Origin of the sequence: Nocardia canadensis, from assembly GCF_032656385.1 — a bacterium.
GTDB lineage: Bacteria > Actinomycetota > Actinomycetes > Mycobacteriales > Mycobacteriaceae > Nocardia > Nocardia canadensis.
Map to the genome: position 1 here is coordinate 829,789 of NZ_JAVCWB010000010.1, position 17,220 is coordinate 847,008.

General features: G+C 69.5%; 18 protein-coding genes. 10 read left to right on the forward strand and 8 right to left on the reverse strand.

Annotated features, from left to right (window positions below):
• Positions 1–48: 48 nt before the first annotated feature.
• From Q7X29_RS27360 to Q7X29_RS27385, 6 genes are all read right to left on the reverse strand, one after another.
• Positions 49–993 carry an acyl-ACP desaturase gene (locus Q7X29_RS27360; protein WP_218717620.1) on the reverse strand — a complete coding sequence of 315 codons (945 nt, stop codon included), beginning with the start codon at positions 991–993 and terminating at the stop codon, positions 49–51.
• A 126-nt stretch (positions 994–1,119) separates the two neighbouring features.
• A complete protein-coding gene (locus tag Q7X29_RS27365) occupies positions 1,120–1,719 on the reverse strand; it encodes a YdcF family protein (protein ID WP_218717621.1) in 600 nt (199 codons plus the stop codon).
• Between the two features lie 223 nt (positions 1,720–1,942).
• Entirely contained in the window at positions 1,943–2,179 is a 237-nt protein-coding gene (locus tag Q7X29_RS27370; RefSeq protein ID WP_218717622.1) for a hypothetical protein, read from the reverse strand.
• A gap of 51 nt (positions 2,180–2,230) precedes the next feature.
• Positions 2,231–4,222: a DNA helicase RecQ gene (recQ, locus tag Q7X29_RS27375; RefSeq protein WP_394358744.1), complete on the reverse strand. Its 1,992-nt coding sequence runs from the start codon at positions 4,220–4,222 to the stop codon at positions 2,231–2,233.
• A gap of 95 nt (positions 4,223–4,317) precedes the next feature.
• Entirely contained in the window at positions 4,318–5,103 is a 786-nt protein-coding gene (gene hisN / locus Q7X29_RS27380) for a histidinol-phosphatase (RefSeq protein ID WP_316575806.1), read from the reverse strand.
• Positions 5,104–5,236: 133 nt separating this feature from the next.
• Positions 5,237–5,827, reverse strand: a complete 591-nt coding sequence (locus tag Q7X29_RS27385) for an NADPH-dependent FMN reductase (RefSeq protein WP_316575807.1) — start codon at positions 5,825–5,827, stop codon at positions 5,237–5,239.
• A gap of 141 nt (positions 5,828–5,968) precedes the next feature.
• Between Q7X29_RS27385 and Q7X29_RS27390 the strand changes: the two genes are divergently transcribed.
• The 6 genes from Q7X29_RS27390 to ftsX all read left to right on the forward strand — a co-directional run bounded on the left by Q7X29_RS27390 (position 5,969) and on the right by ftsX (position 10,798).
• The gene (locus Q7X29_RS27390; RefSeq protein ID WP_218717626.1) at positions 5,969–6,826 is read left to right on the forward strand and encodes a helix-turn-helix transcriptional regulator; all 858 of its coding nucleotides are present in this window, start codon (positions 5,969–5,971) and stop codon (positions 6,824–6,826) included.
• A gap of 56 nt (positions 6,827–6,882) precedes the next feature.
• The gene (gene prfB / locus Q7X29_RS27395) at positions 6,883–8,001 is read left to right on the forward strand and encodes a peptide chain release factor 2 (RefSeq protein ID WP_316575808.1); all 1,119 of its coding nucleotides are present in this window, start codon (positions 6,883–6,885) and stop codon (positions 7,999–8,001) included.
• A gap of 140 nt (positions 8,002–8,141) precedes the next feature.
• Positions 8,142–8,999 carry a mechanosensitive ion channel family protein gene (locus tag Q7X29_RS27400; RefSeq protein ID WP_218717628.1) on the forward strand — a complete coding sequence of 286 codons (858 nt, stop codon included), beginning with the start codon at positions 8,142–8,144 and terminating at the stop codon, positions 8,997–8,999.
• Positions 8,986–9,135: a hypothetical protein gene (locus tag Q7X29_RS27405; protein WP_218717629.1), complete on the forward strand. Its 150-nt coding sequence runs from the start codon at positions 8,986–8,988 to the stop codon at positions 9,133–9,135. The genes Q7X29_RS27400 and Q7X29_RS27405 overlap by 14 nt, the downstream gene beginning before the upstream one ends.
• 71 nt (positions 9,136–9,206) lie before the next feature.
• A complete protein-coding gene (gene ftsE, locus Q7X29_RS27410) occupies positions 9,207–9,896 on the forward strand; it encodes a cell division ATP-binding protein FtsE (RefSeq protein WP_218717630.1) in 690 nt (229 codons plus the stop codon).
• Complete coding sequence (gene ftsX, locus Q7X29_RS27415) at positions 9,896–10,798, forward strand: permease-like cell division protein FtsX (RefSeq protein ID WP_218717631.1); 903 nt, start codon at positions 9,896–9,898, stop codon at positions 10,796–10,798. Before ftsE ends, ftsX begins: the two co-directional genes overlap by 1 nt.
• Positions 10,799–10,825: 27 nt before the next feature.
• Here the strand turns inward: ftsX and Q7X29_RS27420 are convergent, their stop codons facing one another.
• Complete coding sequence (locus Q7X29_RS27420) at positions 10,826–11,200, reverse strand: MerR family transcriptional regulator (protein WP_218717632.1); 375 nt, start codon at positions 11,198–11,200, stop codon at positions 10,826–10,828.
• Between the two features lie 60 nt (positions 11,201–11,260).
• On the opposite strand from Q7X29_RS27420, the gene Q7X29_RS27425 reads away from it, so the two are divergent.
• A complete protein-coding gene (locus Q7X29_RS27425; RefSeq protein ID WP_316575809.1) occupies positions 11,261–12,022 on the forward strand; it encodes an alpha/beta fold hydrolase in 762 nt (253 codons plus the stop codon).
• 7 nt (positions 12,023–12,029) lie between these two features.
• Here the strand turns inward: Q7X29_RS27425 and Q7X29_RS27430 are convergent, their stop codons facing one another.
• The gene (locus Q7X29_RS27430; protein ID WP_316575810.1) at positions 12,030–13,448 is read right to left on the reverse strand and encodes a glycosyltransferase family 39 protein; all 1,419 of its coding nucleotides are present in this window, start codon (positions 13,446–13,448) and stop codon (positions 12,030–12,032) included.
• A 130-nt stretch (positions 13,449–13,578) separates the two neighbouring features.
• Here Q7X29_RS27430 and Q7X29_RS27435 point away from each other — a divergent pair, with 130 nt between their 5' ends.
• From Q7X29_RS27435 to Q7X29_RS27445, 3 genes are all read left to right on the forward strand, one after another.
• Positions 13,579–14,973 carry an acyl-CoA dehydrogenase family protein gene (locus Q7X29_RS27435; RefSeq protein ID WP_218717635.1) on the forward strand — a complete coding sequence of 465 codons (1,395 nt, stop codon included), beginning with the start codon at positions 13,579–13,581 and terminating at the stop codon, positions 14,971–14,973.
• Between the two features lie 31 nt (positions 14,974–15,004).
• Complete coding sequence (locus Q7X29_RS27440) at positions 15,005–16,219, forward strand: acyl-CoA dehydrogenase family protein (protein ID WP_218717636.1); 1,215 nt, start codon at positions 15,005–15,007, stop codon at positions 16,217–16,219.
• 130 nt (positions 16,220–16,349) lie between these two features.
• Entirely contained in the window at positions 16,350–16,823 is a 474-nt protein-coding gene (locus Q7X29_RS27445; RefSeq protein WP_218717637.1) for a hypothetical protein, read from the forward strand.
• Positions 16,824–17,220: the final 397 nt, after the last annotated feature.

The window sequence follows — 17,220 nt, forward strand, 5'->3', positions numbered from 1 at the left end:
AACTCTAAGTGACCGCGCCAGCCGTTTCTTCCAAGGTCCGTCCCACCCTCAGCTCGCCGCGCGCTCGAGGGCGCGGGCCAGGGCCCGGTCGCGTTGTTCCTCGAATCGGGTCGCCTTGGCCTCGAGGTCGAGCAGGTAGGCGTGCAGCTCGTCGCGGGCGCGTTCGCCCTCGTCGCCGAGATCGGTGCGGTCGAAGACCTTCCAGGTGCGCAGCACCGGCTCGAGCACGACGTCGAGGTGCTGGCGCAGGTCGTAGACGCCGTGCTTGGCCAGCATGACCGCGTTGCGACGGAAGTTCGGCTGGTTCAGGCCGGGCATCTGGAAGCGCACGACGACGTCGGTGATGGCGCGCATCGTCGCGTCGGGGGTGAGGTCGAGGGCGGCCGCGCACAGCTTGCGATAGAAGATCATGTGCAGGTTCTCGTCGGTCGCGATGCGCGCGAGCATGCGGTCGGCGATCGGGTCGTCGCACAGCCTGCCGGTGTTGCGGTGGCTGATCCTGGTCGCCAGTTCCTGGAAGGTGACGTAGGCGACGCCCTTGAGGAACTGCGAACCCTTCTCCGGCTTGGCGATGCCGGCGGTCATGTGCGCCATCCTGGCTTCCTCGAGCGCGACCGGGTCGACCGCGCGGGTCACCACCAGGTAGTCGCGCATGACGATGCCGTGGCGGTTCTCCTCGGCGGTCCAGCGCCCGACCCAGGTGCCCCAGGCGTTGTCGAAGCCGAAGGTGTCGGCGAGCTCGCGGTGGTAGGAGGGCAGGTTGTCCTCGGTGAGCAGGTTGGTGATCATGGCCGCCTTGGCCACCTCGCTGAGTCGCGACTGCTCCGGGTCCCAGTCGATCCCGCCCATCGCGGCGAAGTTGCGGCCCTCGTCCCACGGCACGTAGTCGTGCGGGTGCCAGTCCTTGGCCTTGGCCAAGTGGTCGTTCAGGTTCGCTTCGGCGGTCGGTTCGAGCTCGGCCAGGATGTCGCTGTCGGAGAGCTGGAGCGTCAAGATGTCACCTCGGAGTTGGCGGGCGGGAAAGGCGGACCCCCCTGCGCCCACCATGCTGTGTGGACGCGTCCGCGGCGGTCACATGACGAAACACTGTGTTCGCTCACAGGAACCGACCCGTCCGGGCTAGGCGGGCGGTAGTGCCGGACCGAACTGATCGATACGCAGGGGCAGGGCGGGCCACGGGGTGCGGTCGGGGGTCAGCTCGCCGACGACCAGCACGCCCGCGGCGTCGAAGGCGGCCCTGGCCCGGTCGAGGTGGTCACCCGAGGTCACCAGCACCGCGGCGCGCAGCTGGTGCTCGGCCATCAGCGCCGCCGTGAAGCGGGCATTGGCCACGGTCGAATCGGCCTGCGGCTCACGCAGGATCCGCGCCGGGTCGATGCCCGCCGCCACCAGCCAATCGGCCATCGCGTCCGCCTCGCTCAGCCCGGCCCGTGGATTGCCGCCCGTAACGATGATCGGCGACCACGGCGCGAACACCGCCTGCACGAGGCCGGCCCGTAACCGCCGGACCAGTTCCGGGCGCACGGTGCCCTCTGGCGTCAGGCCGTAGCCCAGGATCACCACGGCGGTGTCCTCGCCGTAGGTGCCGGGCAGCGACGGCGTCAGAAGGCGGGGCAGGTCTCGCACGCCGATCGGCGACGAGGGCTCCGCGCTGCCCGATGGTGCTGCCGCACAGACGATTCCGGTCGCGGTCAGGACCGCGCACACCCCTCGCGTCACCCAGGCCACCCACACCGTTCCCGTCGCCTCCTCGGGCCGGGACCGATCGCCGCGATCGGTCGAGGAGGCCTACAGTGCGCCGGGAAGCGGGCCGCAGGCAGGGCTATGACCTGCGGCTACCACAGGTCACAGCGCTCGGCGTCATCCACTGGTCCGCAGCATCGCAAACATTCCGGAACCGCTCGGGTACCGAAACGCCGTGGGCGGGCGCGTGGATGAGAGGTCAGCCGCCGGGGCGCAGGGCCAGATAGAGCGCCAGCGCCGAGGCGAAGAGGAGGAGCAGCGCGACGGTCGACCAGCGCGGCCTGCCCCGGTGGACCACCGGCTGGTGACCGCCGAGCAGGCTCGGCGCGACGACCGGGTCGATGTGCCGGTGCGGCAGCGGCGGCAGCGGAGCGTCGGCGCCGCCCGAGCTCGTGCCGCCCGACGAGTCGCTGTCGGAGCCTTCACCGTTCGCCATGGCTCGACAGTATCGCGCGCCACCCCGGTTCGTCGCGCGTTCCTTTTCCGCTCACTGTTCGGCGAGCGCGGCCAGCACCCCCTCGCCGTAGCGGGCCAGTTTGTTCTCGCCGACGCCGCCGACGGTACCGAGTTCGGCGAGCGAACCCGGTTTGCGCGCAACGATTTCGCGCAGTGTCGCGTCGTGGAAGACCACGTAGGCGGGCACGCCCTGCTCCTTGGCGGTGGCCGCGCGCCAGGCCCGCAGCCGCTCGAACAGCGGCAGATCGGTCGCGGGCAGATCGACGGCCGCCTTGGCCGATTTCGCGCTGCGCGCGGGCCGGGCGGCGCGTTCGGGCTCGCGGCGCATCGGCACCTTCTTACCCTCGAACAGCACCTCGTTGCTGGCGTCGGTGAGGGTGAGCACGCCGTACTCCCCCCGCACCGCGAGCAGTCCGCCGGCGAGCAACTGCCGCGTCACGCCCCGCCATTCGGTGTCGCGCAGGTCGGTGCCGATCCCGAACACCGACAGCTCGTTGTGCCGGTGCTGGGTGATCTTCGGATTCGTCTTGCCCAGCAGGATGTCGATCAGGTGGCCCGCGCCGAAGGCCTGTCCGCGTTCCCGCTCGAGCCGCAGCACCGTGGAGAGCAGCTTCTGTGCCGGGACCGTGCCGTCCCAGGTCTCCGGCGGGTTCAGGCACACATCGCAGTTGCCGCAGGGTTGGCCGGGCTGCCCGAAATAGTTCAGCAGCCGCACGCGACGGCAGCCCACCGTCTCGCACAGCGCGAGCATGGCGTCCAGATGCAGTTGCAGCTGTCTGCGGTGCGCGGCGTCGCCTTCGCTCGAGTCGATCATCTTGCGCTGCTGGACGACATCGGCGAGGCCGTAGACCATCCACGCGGTCGACGGCTGGCCGTCGCGGCCGGCGCGACCGGTCTCCTGGTAGTAGCCCTCCACCGACTTGGGCAGGTCCAGATGGGCGACGAACCGCACGTCGGGCTTGTCGATGCCCATGCCGAAGGCGATGGTGGCCACCACGATCAGGCCGTCCTCCCGCAGGAACCTGGCCTGGTTCTCGGCGCGGGTCCGGTTGTCCAGGCCCGCGTGATAGGGCACCGCGCGCACGCCGTTCTCGTTGAGCATCGCGGCGGTCTTCTCCACCGAATTGCGCGACAGGCAGTAGACGATGCCCGCGTCGCCGGCGTGCTCGGCGCGGATGAAGTCGAGCAGCTGCCGGTCGGCGCGGTTCTTCGACTCGATCCGGTACTGGATGTTGGGGCGGTCGAAGCTGGAGACGAACTGCTTCGCCGCACCCAGGTCGAGCCGCTCGACGATCTCGGCGCGGGTCTTCTCGGTGGCGGTCGCGGTGAGCGCGATGCGCGGGACATCGGGCCAGCGCTCGTGCAGCAGCGACAGCGCGAGATAGTCGGGCCGGAAGTCGTGGCCCCACTGCGACACGCAGTGCGCCTCGTCGATCGCGAACAGCGCCACCGTGCCGCGGTCGAGCAGCCGCAGCGTGGACTCCAGGCGCAAGCGTTCGGGCGCGAGATAGAGCAGGTCGAGATCACCGGCGACGAACTGCGCCTCCACCGTGCGCCGCTGATCCGGGGACTGGGTGGAGTTGAGGAACCCGGCCCGCACGCCGAGCGCGCTGAGCGCGTCGACCTGGTCCTGCATGAGCGCGATCAGCGGGGAGACGACCACGCCGACGCCGGGCCGCACCAGCGACGGCACCTGGTAGCACAGCGATTTACCGCCACCGGTCGGCATCAGGACCAGCGCGTCACCGCCGCCGACGACCTGCTCGACGATGGCGGCCTGGTCGCCGCGGAAGGCGTCGTAGCCGAAGACCCGGCGCAGGACCTCCTCGGCGGTCTCCGGGCGAGCGGGGGCCGCCGCGCGGCCGGGCGTGGCCGGAGCGAGGTCGTCGAAGTGGAAGCCGCCGGTGTCGTCGAAATCGTGCTCGGAGACATAGCCACCGTCGGACGGGTACGCGTCGTCGGGCGGGAAGTCTTCGGGCGGGAAGTCGTCGACATCGGGGGCCGTGGCGCCGGAATTGCTCACCGGGCCATCCTACGAGCGTGGGCCGGGACGGCAGCCCGTCCGCCGGGCCCGACGACGTGGTTCACCGGCCCCCGCTCACATGTGGATAACCCCGATCAGCCGCGCAAACGGGCGAGGACCTCGTCCTGGAGCAGGCTGTTGCTGGCCACCGCGTCACCGCCGTGCGGACCGGATCGGCCGTCCAGGGAGGTGAACGCGCCACCTGCCTCACGGACCAGGATGTCGAGCGCGGCCAGGTCCCACAGCGACACCTCCGGCTCGGCGGCGATGTCGACCGCACCCTCGGCGACCAGGCAGTAGTTGAAGAAATCGCCGTAGCCGCGAACCCGCCAGACCGCGTCGGTGAGATCGATGAATCGCTCCCGCAGCCCGCGCTCGTGCCAGCCCGACAGGCTGGAGAAGGCCAGACTGGCCGAGTCGAGAGCGCCCACCGCCGACACGGTGATCGGCTTCGGCGCGCCGGGGTGCACCTGCGCCCACGCGCCCGAGCCCGCGGCCGCCCACCAGCGCCTGCCCAGCGCGGGCGCGCTGACCACGCCGACCACCGGCACACCGTCGACGAGCAGCGCGATCAGGCTGGCCCAGACCGGCACGCCACGGACGAAGTTCTTGGTGCCGTCGATCGGGTCGACCACCCACTGCCTGCCGGTGAACTCCGCGTCGCCGCCGAATTCCTCGCCGAGCACGGCGTCGTCGGGGCGTTCGGCGGCGAGCACGCGCCGGATGACCTGCTCGACCGCCAGGTCGGCATCCGAGACCGGCGTCAGGTCCGGCTTCGAGTCGACCTTCAGATCGACGGCGCCGAAACGCACCCGCGAGATCGCGTCGGCCTCGTCGGCCAGTCGGAGGGCAAGGTCCAGGTCAACGGAGTAGGCAGCCACACAGCCAGTGTATTTGGGTGCGCGGGGGCTCCCGACGCCGCGGCCCGCGGATGTGCCGTTCGGCCGTGAGCACGCGTGCTCACGGTGGCCGCCGGGTGCGCAGCGCGGCCTCACCGCTGGGCCGAGCACACGCTCAGGCCGCGACCTGCGCCGCCCGCGCCGCGACCAGAGCGCTCGCCCACCAGTGCACCTGGTCGAGCAGCGCCTGCGCCGCGGCCTCGAACTCCTGCGGCTCCCGCAGCCGCCCGTCCTCGTCGAAGAGCAGGTAGTAGCGCGGGAAGGAGACGTAGTTGCGCACGGTGTGGGCGTTGAGCTCGTTGAACACCTGGCGCAGGTGCTCGATCGCCAGCAGTCCGCCGGAGCCACCGCTGTAGCCGACGAAGCCGATCGCCTTGGCGTCCCACTGGGTGTAGTGCCAGTCGATGGCCGACTTCAGCGCGGCCGGGTAGCTGCGGTTGTAGTCGGGCGTGACGACGACATAGGCGTCGGCGGCGGCCAGCCGTTCGGTGAACTCGGCCATTCCCGCCGGACGCGGCATGTCGGGGTCCACCGCGGGCGGCACCGGCGGCAGCGCGGCGGGCAACTCGGCCTCGGCCAGATCGATGATGTCGACGTCGAAGCGGTCGTCGACCTGCTGGGCGAACCAGCGCGCGACCACCGGCCCGAACCGGCCCTCGCGGACGCTGCCGATGATGATCGCGAGCTTCAGTGGCTGTGTGGACACCGTGTTCTCCTCTGTCGTCTGCCCGGCCCGATCGGCCGGTGTGTCCACCGTCGCCGTTCGCGACGCTGTCAGGGAGACCACGCTGAGAGTGGTAGTGGCACGGCCACTCTCCGGGCCGCACCGGTGGGTACCGTCGATCGGGTGAGCGACAACGAACTCGGTCTGTTCCTGCGGACCCGCCGCGAGGCCGTCACACCCGCCGAGGTCGGGCTGCCCGCCGGGCCGCGCAGGCGCACGCCGGGGCTGCGCCGCGCGGAGGTCGCGATGCTGGCGGGGGTCAGCGTGGAGTACCTGATCCGGCTCGAGCAGGGTCGCGACCGGCACCCCTCGCCGCCGGTGCTGTCCGCGCTGGCCGAGACGCTGCGGCTGAGCCCGCGCGAACGGGTGCACCTGCACCAGCTCACCAAGGGCATGTCCGGTTTCAGCTGCGGCGCCGCCGAGAACGGCCCGAACCGCACGGTCCGGCCGACGATCCGCGCGATCCTCGACCAGCTCGAGCCTGCGCCCGCCGCGATCACCAACCGGTTCACCGAAGTGCTGGCCTGCACCGCCGGCTACCGCACGCTGATGGCGCCCAGCGGCCTGTTCGAGCAGGGCGAACCGGCCAATGTCGCGCGGTTCGTCTTCACCCATCCCGGCGCGCGCGAGCTGTATCCGGACTGGGACGAGGCCGCCGACAAGCTCGTCGCCTCGCTCAAGCAGGGCCCGTTCCGCGCCGACCCGATGGTGGCGGCGCTGGTCGACGAGCTGACCGTGACCGCGGGCGCCCCGTTCACCGACCGGCTGGCCGCGCTGCCGGGACTGCCGCCCTCGGGCGGGATCAACCGGATCAGTCATCCCGAGGCGGGCACGCTGCGGCTGGCCTACGAATCGCTGGATCTGTCCATCGACGACGACCAGTCGCTGTATGTCCTGCTGCCCGCCGACGAGGCCAGCGCGACGGCACTGGATCGACTGCTCGGGCGACGTCCCGGCGGCCTGCGCGCCATCGCGAGCTGACCCGCGCGGGTGCGCGTGTTTCACCGTGTCGGAGCCGACCGGTAACCTTGGGAATCGTGCATCCTGACGTTATCGCCGACCTCGCCGAACTCGACACCACGCTCAAGACGGTCGAGTCGGTCCTCGATGTCGAGGAGCTACGCCGTCGTATCGACGAGCTCGAGCACCAGGCGGCCGATCCCGAGCTGTGGAACAACCAGGACCACGCCCAGCAGGTGACCAGCGAGCTGTCGCACGCCCAGAGCGAGCTGCGCCGCGTGGAGGAACTGCGTCAGCGCCTCGAAGACCTGCCGGTGCTCTACGAACTGGCCGAGTCCGAGGAGGGCTCCGCGGCCGAGGAAGCCACCGCCGACGCCGACAACGAGCGCGCCGCGCTGCGGGTCGACATCGAGGCGATGGAGGTGCGCACCCTGCTCTCGGGCGAGTACGACAAGCGCGACGCGCTGGTCAACATCCGTTCCGGCGCCGGTGGCGTCGACGCCGCGGACTGGGCGCAGATGCTGATGCGCATGTACATCCGCTGGGCCGAGCGGCACAAGTACGTCGTCGAGGTCTACGACACCTCCTACGCCGAGGAGGCGGGCATCAAGAGCGCCACCTTCGCGGTGAAGTCGCCCTACGCCTACGGCACCCTCTCGGTGGAGATGGGCACGCACCGGCTCGTCCGGATCAGCCCGTTCGACAACCAGGGCCGTCGCCAGACCTCCTTCGCCGAGGTCGAGGTGCTGCCGGTGGTCGAGACCACCGACCACATCGAGATCCCCGAGGGCGAGGTCCGCGTCGATGTGTACCGCTCCTCGGGCCCGGGTGGGCAGAGCGTCAACACCACCGACTCCGCGGTGCGCCTGACCCACATCCCCACCGGCATCGTGGTGACCTGTCAGAATGAGAAGTCGCAGCTGCAGAACAAGATCTCGGCCATGCGCGTGCTGCAGGCCAAGCTGCTCGAGCGCAAGCGCCAGGAGGAGCGCGCGCAGATGGACGCGCTCAAGACCAACGAGGGCGCCTCGTGGGGCAACCAGATGCGTTCGTACGTGCTGCACCCGTACCAGATGGTCAAGGACCTGCGCACCAACTATGAGGTGAACAACCCCTCGGCGGTGCTCGACGGCGACATCGACGGCTTCATCGAATCCGGAATCCGTTGGCGCATGCGGGAACAGGCCGACGCGTAGCCACCTGTTCGCTCGGCCGGTGTGACGCTGTTCGCGTTTGACCGGGCACCGTGACCCCGCTGTAACCTTTCGGGTGTGTGTTCGAGCGAACCGGAACTGTGCCAGCGCAAGCCCCGTCGACTCTCGGCCGGGGCGAGGCGATGAGCGGCGTCCTGGCGATCAACACGGCACCGGAGATCACCGCGTGGCTGCGGTCCAGCGGGCTCGAGATCGTCCTGCTGGTGGTCGGCGCGATGCTGTTCGGCCGGTTCGCGGCGTTCGTGCGCGACCGGGTGACCACCAAGATCGACGCGGGTTTCCACTCGAGCGACGCGCTGGTCCGCACCGAGGCCGCCAAGCACCGGCACGCCCTGGCCCAGGTGATCACCTGGGTGGTGCTGACCATCGTCTACGTGCTGGTCGGCATGGAGGTGCTGCGCAGGCTCGGCTTCGCGGTGACGGGTCTGGTGGCGCCGGCGGCGGTGCTCGGCGCGGCGCTGGGTTTCGGCGCGCAGCGGATCGTCCAGGACATCCTGGCCGGGTTCTTCCTGATCACCGAGCGTCAGTACGGCTTCGGTGACGTGGTGCGGATCGCGGTCACCGGATCGGCCGACGCGGCCGAGGGCACCGTGGAGGACGTGACGTTGCGCATCACCACGCTGCGCAACTCCGACGGCGAGGTCATCACCGTCCCCAACGGGCAGATCGTGAAGGTGACCAACCTGTCCAAGGACTGGGCACGCGCCGCGATCGACGTGCCGGTGTCGGCGCAGGCCGACATCACCAAGATCAACGAAATCCTGCACGAGGTGTGCACCAAGGCCTACCAGGACCGTCGCCTCAAGCCGCTGCTGCTCGACGAACCGTCCGTGATGGGTGTGGAAGATCTCTCGCTCGACGAGATGAACATCCGGATGGTTGCCCGCACATTGCCGGGCAAACAATTCGAGGTGGGGCGCGAGCTGCGCGTGCGCGTCGCGGCCGCCCTGCGTAAGGAAGGAATCAGTGAAACCACGTAAGTCGACGGCGATCCTCATGGCCACCTGGGTGTCCACGTTCGTCGTCTATCTGTTCGTCAAGCCCGCCGACACCACCAGCACCGGACCGGTCTCGCTCCTCAACGCCGTCCCCACCTGGGTCGATCAGACGCCATAGGGTTGCTCGACGCCTCGCCGAGGCCGTCGGGGCCCGGTCACCGGGGAGGTCGCTGGCTACACTGGCTCCCCGTGATCACCATGCGCAACGTCACCAAGTCGTACAAGACCTCGACGCGGCCGGCGCTGGACAACGTCTCCGTCGAGGTGGACAAGGGCGAATTCGTCTTCATCATCGGCCCGTCCGGTTCGGGGAAGTCGACCTTCATGCGACTGCTGCTCAAGGAGGAGTCGCCGACCGCGGGCGAGATACGGGTGGCCGATTTCCGGGTCGACCGGTTGCCGGGGCGCAAGGTGCCCAAGTTGCGCCAGCGGATCGGCTGCGTCTTCCAGGATTTCCGGCTGCTCCAGCAGAAGACCGTGGAGCAGAACGTGGCCTTCGCGCTCGAGGTGATCGGCAAGCGGCGTCAGTTCATCGAACGCACCGTGCCCGAGGTGCTCGACATGGTCGGGCTCGGCGGCAAGGGCAATCGGCTGCCCTCGGAGCTGTCCGGTGGTGAGCAGCAGCGCGTGGCGATCGCGCGCGCGTTCGTCAACCGGCCGCTGGTGCTGCTCGCCGACGAGCCCACCGGCAACCTCGACCCCGACACCAGCGCCGACATCATGGCGCTGCTGGAACGGATCAACCGCACCGGCACGACCGTGTTGATGGCCACCCACGACAACCACATCGTCGACGCGATGCGCAGGCGGGTGGTGGAGCTCGACCACGGCAGACTCGTGCGTGACGAAGCGACCGGTGTCTACGGGGTGGGGCGATAATGCGACTGAGTTTCCTGTTCACCGAGGTCGCCGACGGTCTGCGCCGCAACCTGACGATGACCATCGCGATGATCCTGACCACCGCGGTCTCGCTGATGATGCTCGGCGGCGGCATGCTGTCAGTGCGGATGGCCGACAAGACCGAGAACTTCTTCATCGGCAGGCTCGAGGTGCGGTTCTATCTCGACGACGCCGTCTCCGACACCGACCCGGACTGCGCCGCCGACCCGTGCAAGTCGCTGCTCGCGGATCTGAAGGGCACCTCCGGCGTGGAGAGCGTGCAGTTCCTCAACCGCGCCGACGCGCTCGAGGAGGCCAAGAAGCTGTTCGCCGATCAGCCCGAGATGGTGCAGTACATCGCCGACTCACCGCTGCCCGCCTCGCTGCGGGTGAAGATGACCGACGCCGATCAGTACCAGCACATCTACGACAGCTTCGCGACCAGGCCGGGCGTGCGGATCGTCGCCAACGACAAGGAGTTCGTCGACCGGCTGGTCAGCCTGTTCGACGGCCTGCGCAATGCCGCGTTCGGTCTGGCGCTGGTGATGGCGCTGGCGGCGATGCTGCTGGTGCTGAACATGGTGCAGATCGCCGCGTACACGCGGCGCACGGAAGTCGGCATCATGCGCCTGGTCGGCGCGACCCGCTGGTATACCCAGCTGCCGTTCCTCTTGGAGGCGGTGGCGGCCGCGTTCGTCGGCTCGGTGCTGGCGATCCTCGGGCTGGTCATCGCCCGGCCGCTGGTCATCGACCGCGCGCTGGGCCCGCTGTTCGACAGCAATGTGTTCCCGCGCATCACCGGCGACGACATCGCCGTGGTCGCGCTGACCATCGCCCCGATCGGCATCGTGTTCGCCGCCGTGACGGCCTATCTCACCCTGCGCTTCTACGTCAGGGAGTAGTCCCGACACCGCGCTGGCGGGGACCTGTTATCGGGTCCCCGCCAGCGGCGTCTGTACGCCGAGTGAGGCGTCGAGTTGCGCGGTGAGTTCGGTGCGCTGACGGTCCAGGTCGGCGATGCGCCGGTCCAGCTCGGCGGTGCGCTCGGACATGATCCGCACCGACATCTCGCATGCCTGCACCGGTCCGTCCGGTTCGGCGCACGGCATCAGCTGAGCGATGTCCTCGGTGGTGAGGCCTGCCGCGAGCAGCTCGCGGATCTTCGCCACGGCCGCCACCGCCGATTCCGGATAGCTGCGATAGCCGTTCGGGTCGCGGTGCGGATGCAGCAGCGACTGCTCCTCGTAGTAGCGCAGCAGCCGCGTGCTGACCCCGGTCCGGTGCGCGAGCTCGCCGATCAGCATGTGATCGCCCGCACGTTCGCCTTGACCTTCACACCCATGTGAATCCCTAACCTCCGGCGCATGACAACGATTCCCCTGCGGACCACCGTCCACGGCTCCGGCCCCGGTCTCGTGCTCGCCCACGGCGCCGGTGGCGCGATCGCGAGCAACTTCGGCGTCGTGCTCGCCGACCTGGCCGCCGAGCACACGGTGGTCGCCTCCGACTATCCCGACGACGACACCCCGCTCGACCTCGATGCCCTCGCCGACGCACTGGTGGCGGCCGCGGTCGAGGCGGGCGTGCCGACCTTCACCGTCATCGGTTTCTCCCTCGGCACCGCCGTCGCCGTGCGCGCGGCCGCCCGGCATCCGCAGCGGGTCACCGGTCTGATCCTCACCGCCGGGTTCGCCGCCCCGGACAACCGCGCCCGGCTGGCCGTGCGGGCCTGGCAGGAGCTGCTCGCGCGCGACGCCTCCGACAGCTTCGCCCGGCTGGTCCTGCTGACCGGGTTCTCGCCGGAGTTCGTCAACGCGCTGCCCGCGGCCGCGGTCGACGAGCTGGTCGCCCAGACCGCCGCCTCGATCCCGGGCGGGACCAGGCAGCAGGCCGCGCTCATCGAGACCGTCGACACCACCGCGGACCTGGCGGGCATCACCGTGCCGACGCTGATCGTGAACACCACCGCCGATCTCCTCGTCGACCCGGCCAATTCCCGTGCCCTGGCGGCCGCGATTCCCGATGCCGAGTACACCGAGATCGACGCGGGTCATGTGGTGATGGCCGAGCAGCCCGACGAATGGCGCAAGGTGCTGCTGGAGTTCCTGACGCGACACGGTCGGTAGTCCGCGGTCAGCCGAGGGCGCGCAGCCGCGGCCACACCTGCGACCACGGCCGCACCGGCTCGCGGCAGGCGAACAGCGGTGCGCCCTGCTCGTCGTTGTCGAGGCCGAGTCCGTTGTCGAGCACGCCCGCCGGTTCGACGACCGCGCACAGGCCGTCGAGCCGGTCGCGCTCGATGCCGACGGTGAGCACCGTGGTCGCGGTGTCCGGCGGCGGGCCCCACCACCAGTAGGCGTTGTGGCCCGAATACGGTGTCGGCAGACCGTATTCGGCGCCGTAGCGTTCGATGGCACCCGCTTCGCCGTAGTTCGCGGTGAGCACGGCGGCCCCCGGTGGCCGGGCGGCCGCGATCTGAGCGACGTAGCCGGGCCAGCCGACGGTCTCCCCCGCGTCGTAGTTCACCGCGCGCACCGGCGAGTCCGGCAGCTGCTCGACCGGGTACACCGGCAGGAACAGCACCGCCGACAGCACCGCGTTCACCGCGACCACCGAACCGACTGCCGCCCAGCGCTTTCGCGAGTCCCCGAGCGCCGTGGCGAGCCCGACCGAACCGGCGGCGAGCAGCACCGGATACATCCCACCGAGGTAGTACGCCTTGCCACCCGCGACCAGGAACAGCACGAACAGCAGGCCGTAGGCGAGGGCGAACGCCCGATACCGCGAGCGCCACAGCCGCCACAGTCCGTATCCCCACAGCGGCACCAGCAGCGGGCCGAACAGCCCGAACTGCAAGAGCACGAACATGATCGGCGAATCCGAGGTCCCCGACGACCCGCCCGCGATCGCCCGGCTCAATGCCCACTGCGGCCAGCCGTTGTCGGCCTGCCACCACAGATACGGCGCCGCGAGCACCGCCGAGATCCCGAGCGCGACCGCGAAATACCCGGTGGCGAAGACTTTTCGCCGACCGGTCAGCAGCAGGGCGATGACGAGCGCGCCGACGGGCACGACGATCAGCACCTTGTTCTGCACCGCGAGCCCGGTCACCGCGCCGACCGCGAGCCACCATCGCGGATCGGCTCCGCGCACCAGCTTCAGCACCAGCAGGCAGATCAGCGACCAGCCCGCCAGGTCGAACACCGTGGTTCCGAACAGATGCCCGGCCGCCTGCACCATGGCCGCGCTCGCCACCGCCGCGGCCGCCAGCGCCCGCGCGCCGCGTCCGCCGCCCAGTTCTTTCGCCATGAGCCCGGCGCAGACCACGACGAAGGTCGCGGCGGCCACCGCTGGCAGCCGCAATACCCACAGCGCATCGGGGTCGATCGTGGCCATGAGCCGGGCGAGCGCGGGTGTCAGTGGGGGCTGATCGGGATATCCCCAGTCCAGCCGGCGGCCCGCCGCCAGGAAGTACATCTCGTCACGGTGGTAGCCGTAGCGCGTCGTGGTGATCAACAGAACAAGGGCGAAAACCGACGCGATCACGGTCACTCGTCCAGACTGACACGAAATCCCCGATTTCGCGGACATCGACGAGCTTCTTACTCCAGAGTAAGATAGTCTTACCGAGGAGTAAGATAGCTGGGGTCCACAGCGCCCCGACAGCCGAGGAAATCAGGTGATGATGAGCACTCGAGACAGCGCGACGAAGCGACGTCCGAACGACACGTCCGCGGTCGGCCTCAGCCAGCCCAAGCGGGACTGGATGGGCGCCGCCATGCGCGCTTTGACGACCATTACCGGGTCGGAGCTCGCCGAGAAGTACAACCTGCGCAAGCCCATCGAACGCGTCACCTACGAGGGCACCAAGACCGGGTTCCGCACCCTGGGCGCGGCGACCCGGACCTTCGCCAAGGTCACCGGCGGCGGCCAGCCCAAGCGGCTGCCCGACAACGAGGCCAAGACGAAGGACTACTTCGACCTCACCCCCTCCGACGAGCAGCAGATGATCGTCGAGACGGTGAAGGACTTCGCCGGTGAGATCCTGCGCCCGGCCGCCTACGAGGCCGACAACGCGGCCAAGGCGCCGCGCGATCTGCTCGAGCGCGCCGCCGAACTCGGCATCACCCTGATCAACGTGCCCGAGGAGCTCGAAGGCGCGGCCAGCGAGCGTGGCGCCGTCACCAACGCCCTGGTGGCCGAGGCCCTCGCGCACGGCGACATGGGTCTGGCGCTGCCGATCCTGGCGCCCAGCGGCGTGGCCGTCGCGCTGTCCCAGTGGGGCACCGACGCCCAGCAGCAGACCTATCTGCCCGCCTTCACCGGCGAGAACGTGCCGCAGGCGTCCGTGGTGATCAACGAGCCGCGCGCGCTGTTCGACCCGTTCGCCCTGCAGACCAAGGCCACCCGCTCCCCCAGCGGCTTCCGCCTCTCCGGCGTGAAGAGCCTGGTCCCGGCCGCCGCCGATGCCGAACTGTTCATCGTGGCCGCCGAGCTCGACGGGCGCCCCGCGCTGTTCATCGTCGAGTCCGACACCGCCGGTCTGTCCGTCGAGGCCGACCCGAGCATGGGTCTGCGCGCCGCGGGCCTGGGTCGCCTGGTGCTCGACAACGTGGCCGTCGGCGCCGACGCCGTGCTCGGCGACGGCGACGCCAAGGCACGCGCCGAGGAGTACGCCGACGCGGTGCAGCTGGCTCGCCTGGGTTGGTCGTCGCTGGCGATCGGCACCGGCCAGGCCGTGCTGGACTACGTGATCCCCTACGTGAACGAGCGCGAAGCGTTCGGTGAGCCGATCTCGCACCGTCAGGCGGTCGCGTTCATGGTCGCCAACATGGCCATCGAGCTCGACGGTCTGCGGCTGGTGACCCTGCGTGGCGCCTCGCGCGCGGAGCAGGGTCTGTCGTTCGCCCGCGAGGCGGCGCTGGCGCGCAAGCTGGCCACCGACAAGGGCATGCAGATCGGCCTGGACGGCGTGCAGCTGCTCGGCGGTCACGGCTTCACCAAGGAACACCCGGTCGAGCGGTGGTACCGCGACCTGCGAGCCGTCGGCGTTGCCGAGGGCGTGGTGCTGGTCTAGTCGGTCCGTCTTCGATACCCAGGAGAATTCCATGATCAATCTCGAACTCCCCAAGAAGCTGAAGGCGAGCGCCAACCAGGCCCACCAGGTCGCCTCCCAGATCTTCCGTCCCATCTCCCGCAAGTACGACCTCGCCGAGCACGAGTACCCGGTCGAGCTCGACACCATGGCCGCCATGATCGAGGGCCTGTCGGACTCCGGCACCCAGAAGATCGGTGGCGCCGCCGGCGGTCGCGGTGACGAGGCCGACGCCGACGTGGTCGCCAACGCCAACGGCGGCAACATGTCCGCGCTGCTCAACGCGCTGGAGACGTCGTGGGGCGATGTCGGCCTGATGCTGACCATCCCCTACCAGGGTCTGGGCAACGCCGCGATCGCCGCGGTCGCCACCGACGAACAGCTGGAGCGCTTCGGCAAGGTGTGGGCCGCGATGGCCATCACCGAGCCGTCCTTCGGTTCCGACTCCGCCGCCGTCACCACCACCGCCGTCCTCGACGGTGACGAGTGGGTGCTCAACGGCGAGAAGATCTTCGTCACCTGCGGTCAGCGCGCCACCCACATCGTGGTGTGGGCCTCGGTCGACAAGAGCCTGGGTCGCGCGGCGATCAAGTCCTTCGTCGTCCCGCGCGACGCTCCGGGCCTGTCGGTGGCGCGGCTCGAGCACAAGCTCGGCATCAAGGCCTCCGACACCGCGGTGCTGCTGCTGCAGGACTGCCGCATCCCGGCCGACAACATCCTCGGCTCGCCGGAAGTCAACGTGGAGAAGGGCTTTGCCGGGGTCATGCAGACCTTCGACAACACCCGCCCGCTGGTGGCCGCGATGGCCGTCGGTGTCGCCCGCGCCGCGCTCGAGGAACTGCGCACCATCCTCACCGAGGCCGGTGTCGAGATCTCCTACGACACCCCCGCGATCAATCAGCACGCCGCCGCCGCTGAATTCCTGCGCCTGGAAGCCGATTACGAGTCGGCCTACCTGCTCTCGCTGCGCGCGGCGTGGATGGCCGACAACAAGAAGCCGAACTCGCTCGAGGCTTCCATGTCCAAGGCCAAGGCGGGCCGCACCGGCACCGACGTCACCCTCAAGGCCGTCGAACTGGCGGGCACCCTTGGCTACTCCCAGCGCCTGCTCCTGGAGAAGTGGGGCCGCGACTCGAAGATTCTCGACATCTTCGAAGGCACCCAGCAGATCCAGCAGCTGATCGTGGCTCGCCGCGTGCTCGGAAAGACCAGCGCCGAGCTCAAGTGAGCCGGTAGACGGCGCGAAACCGGTGCGAGCCGCGATGACTCGCACCGGTTTCGCGTTGCGGGAAGTTGTCGGGGCGGCTGACTAGGGTGACACCGTCGCGTGCCGCGGGGCAGGCAGAAGCGAGGGTGGCATGGGCTGGACAGCGAACGGACTGCTCGTCGAAGGGGCGGTCGATCCGACGCGGTTGCCGGGGCACCCCGGCGGTAGCGGCGAGACCGTCGATCTGGCGCAGGCGTTCTCGCGTCCGGTCGACTACGCGGTCGCCGAGGTGGACGGCTGGACGTCGATTCTGGATCCGCACATCCTGGTGACCTTCGACGACGACGTGGTCCTCGCGCTCGCGGAAACTCGCCGCGCACTGGCCTATGTCGCCCACAGCGTGTCGGACGTCTACGGATTCACTTGGTACTCCGGCGGTCAGCCGATTCGGCGAATCATCTACTCTGCCGGCGAGCTCGCCGACGAATCCGGCGAGGTACTGCCCGACGAAGCCCGGCTCGAAGCCGCCATCGACGAGGACTTCACCTTCGACATCATCGCCGGGCTGACCGGACTCGGCTGGGGCAAGATCGCCGACGCCACCTATCGCGTGTGGACGGCCTGAAGACGGATCGACCAACGCCGCGGGGCCGTGTGGATCAGCCGAACCGGACATCAACCCCGAGCAGTCGCCGAACCCTTCAGCCCTGGTTGACCGGACATCTCCGTCTTGGGATGATCTGACGATGACTTCTCTTTGCCGAAAGGCCGATGGCGCGTAGGCCGCCGGGCCGGATGCGGGCCGTACCACTGGCGCATCCGCCGATCTCTCCAATCAGGAACAGACGTGTCGTCGCCGGGGTTTCCGCGCGGACGCAGCACGAAATCGCGCAGTTCGAGGATGCCCGGTGGTGGCCGGGCGCGGTCGACGAAGCGTTGACGAGTTGGGTTGCCAGGGTGCACGGGCCACGGCGGTGGTTGCTCGAGCTCAGTCGCGGGCCAGGGTGTGGTGTACCGGAATG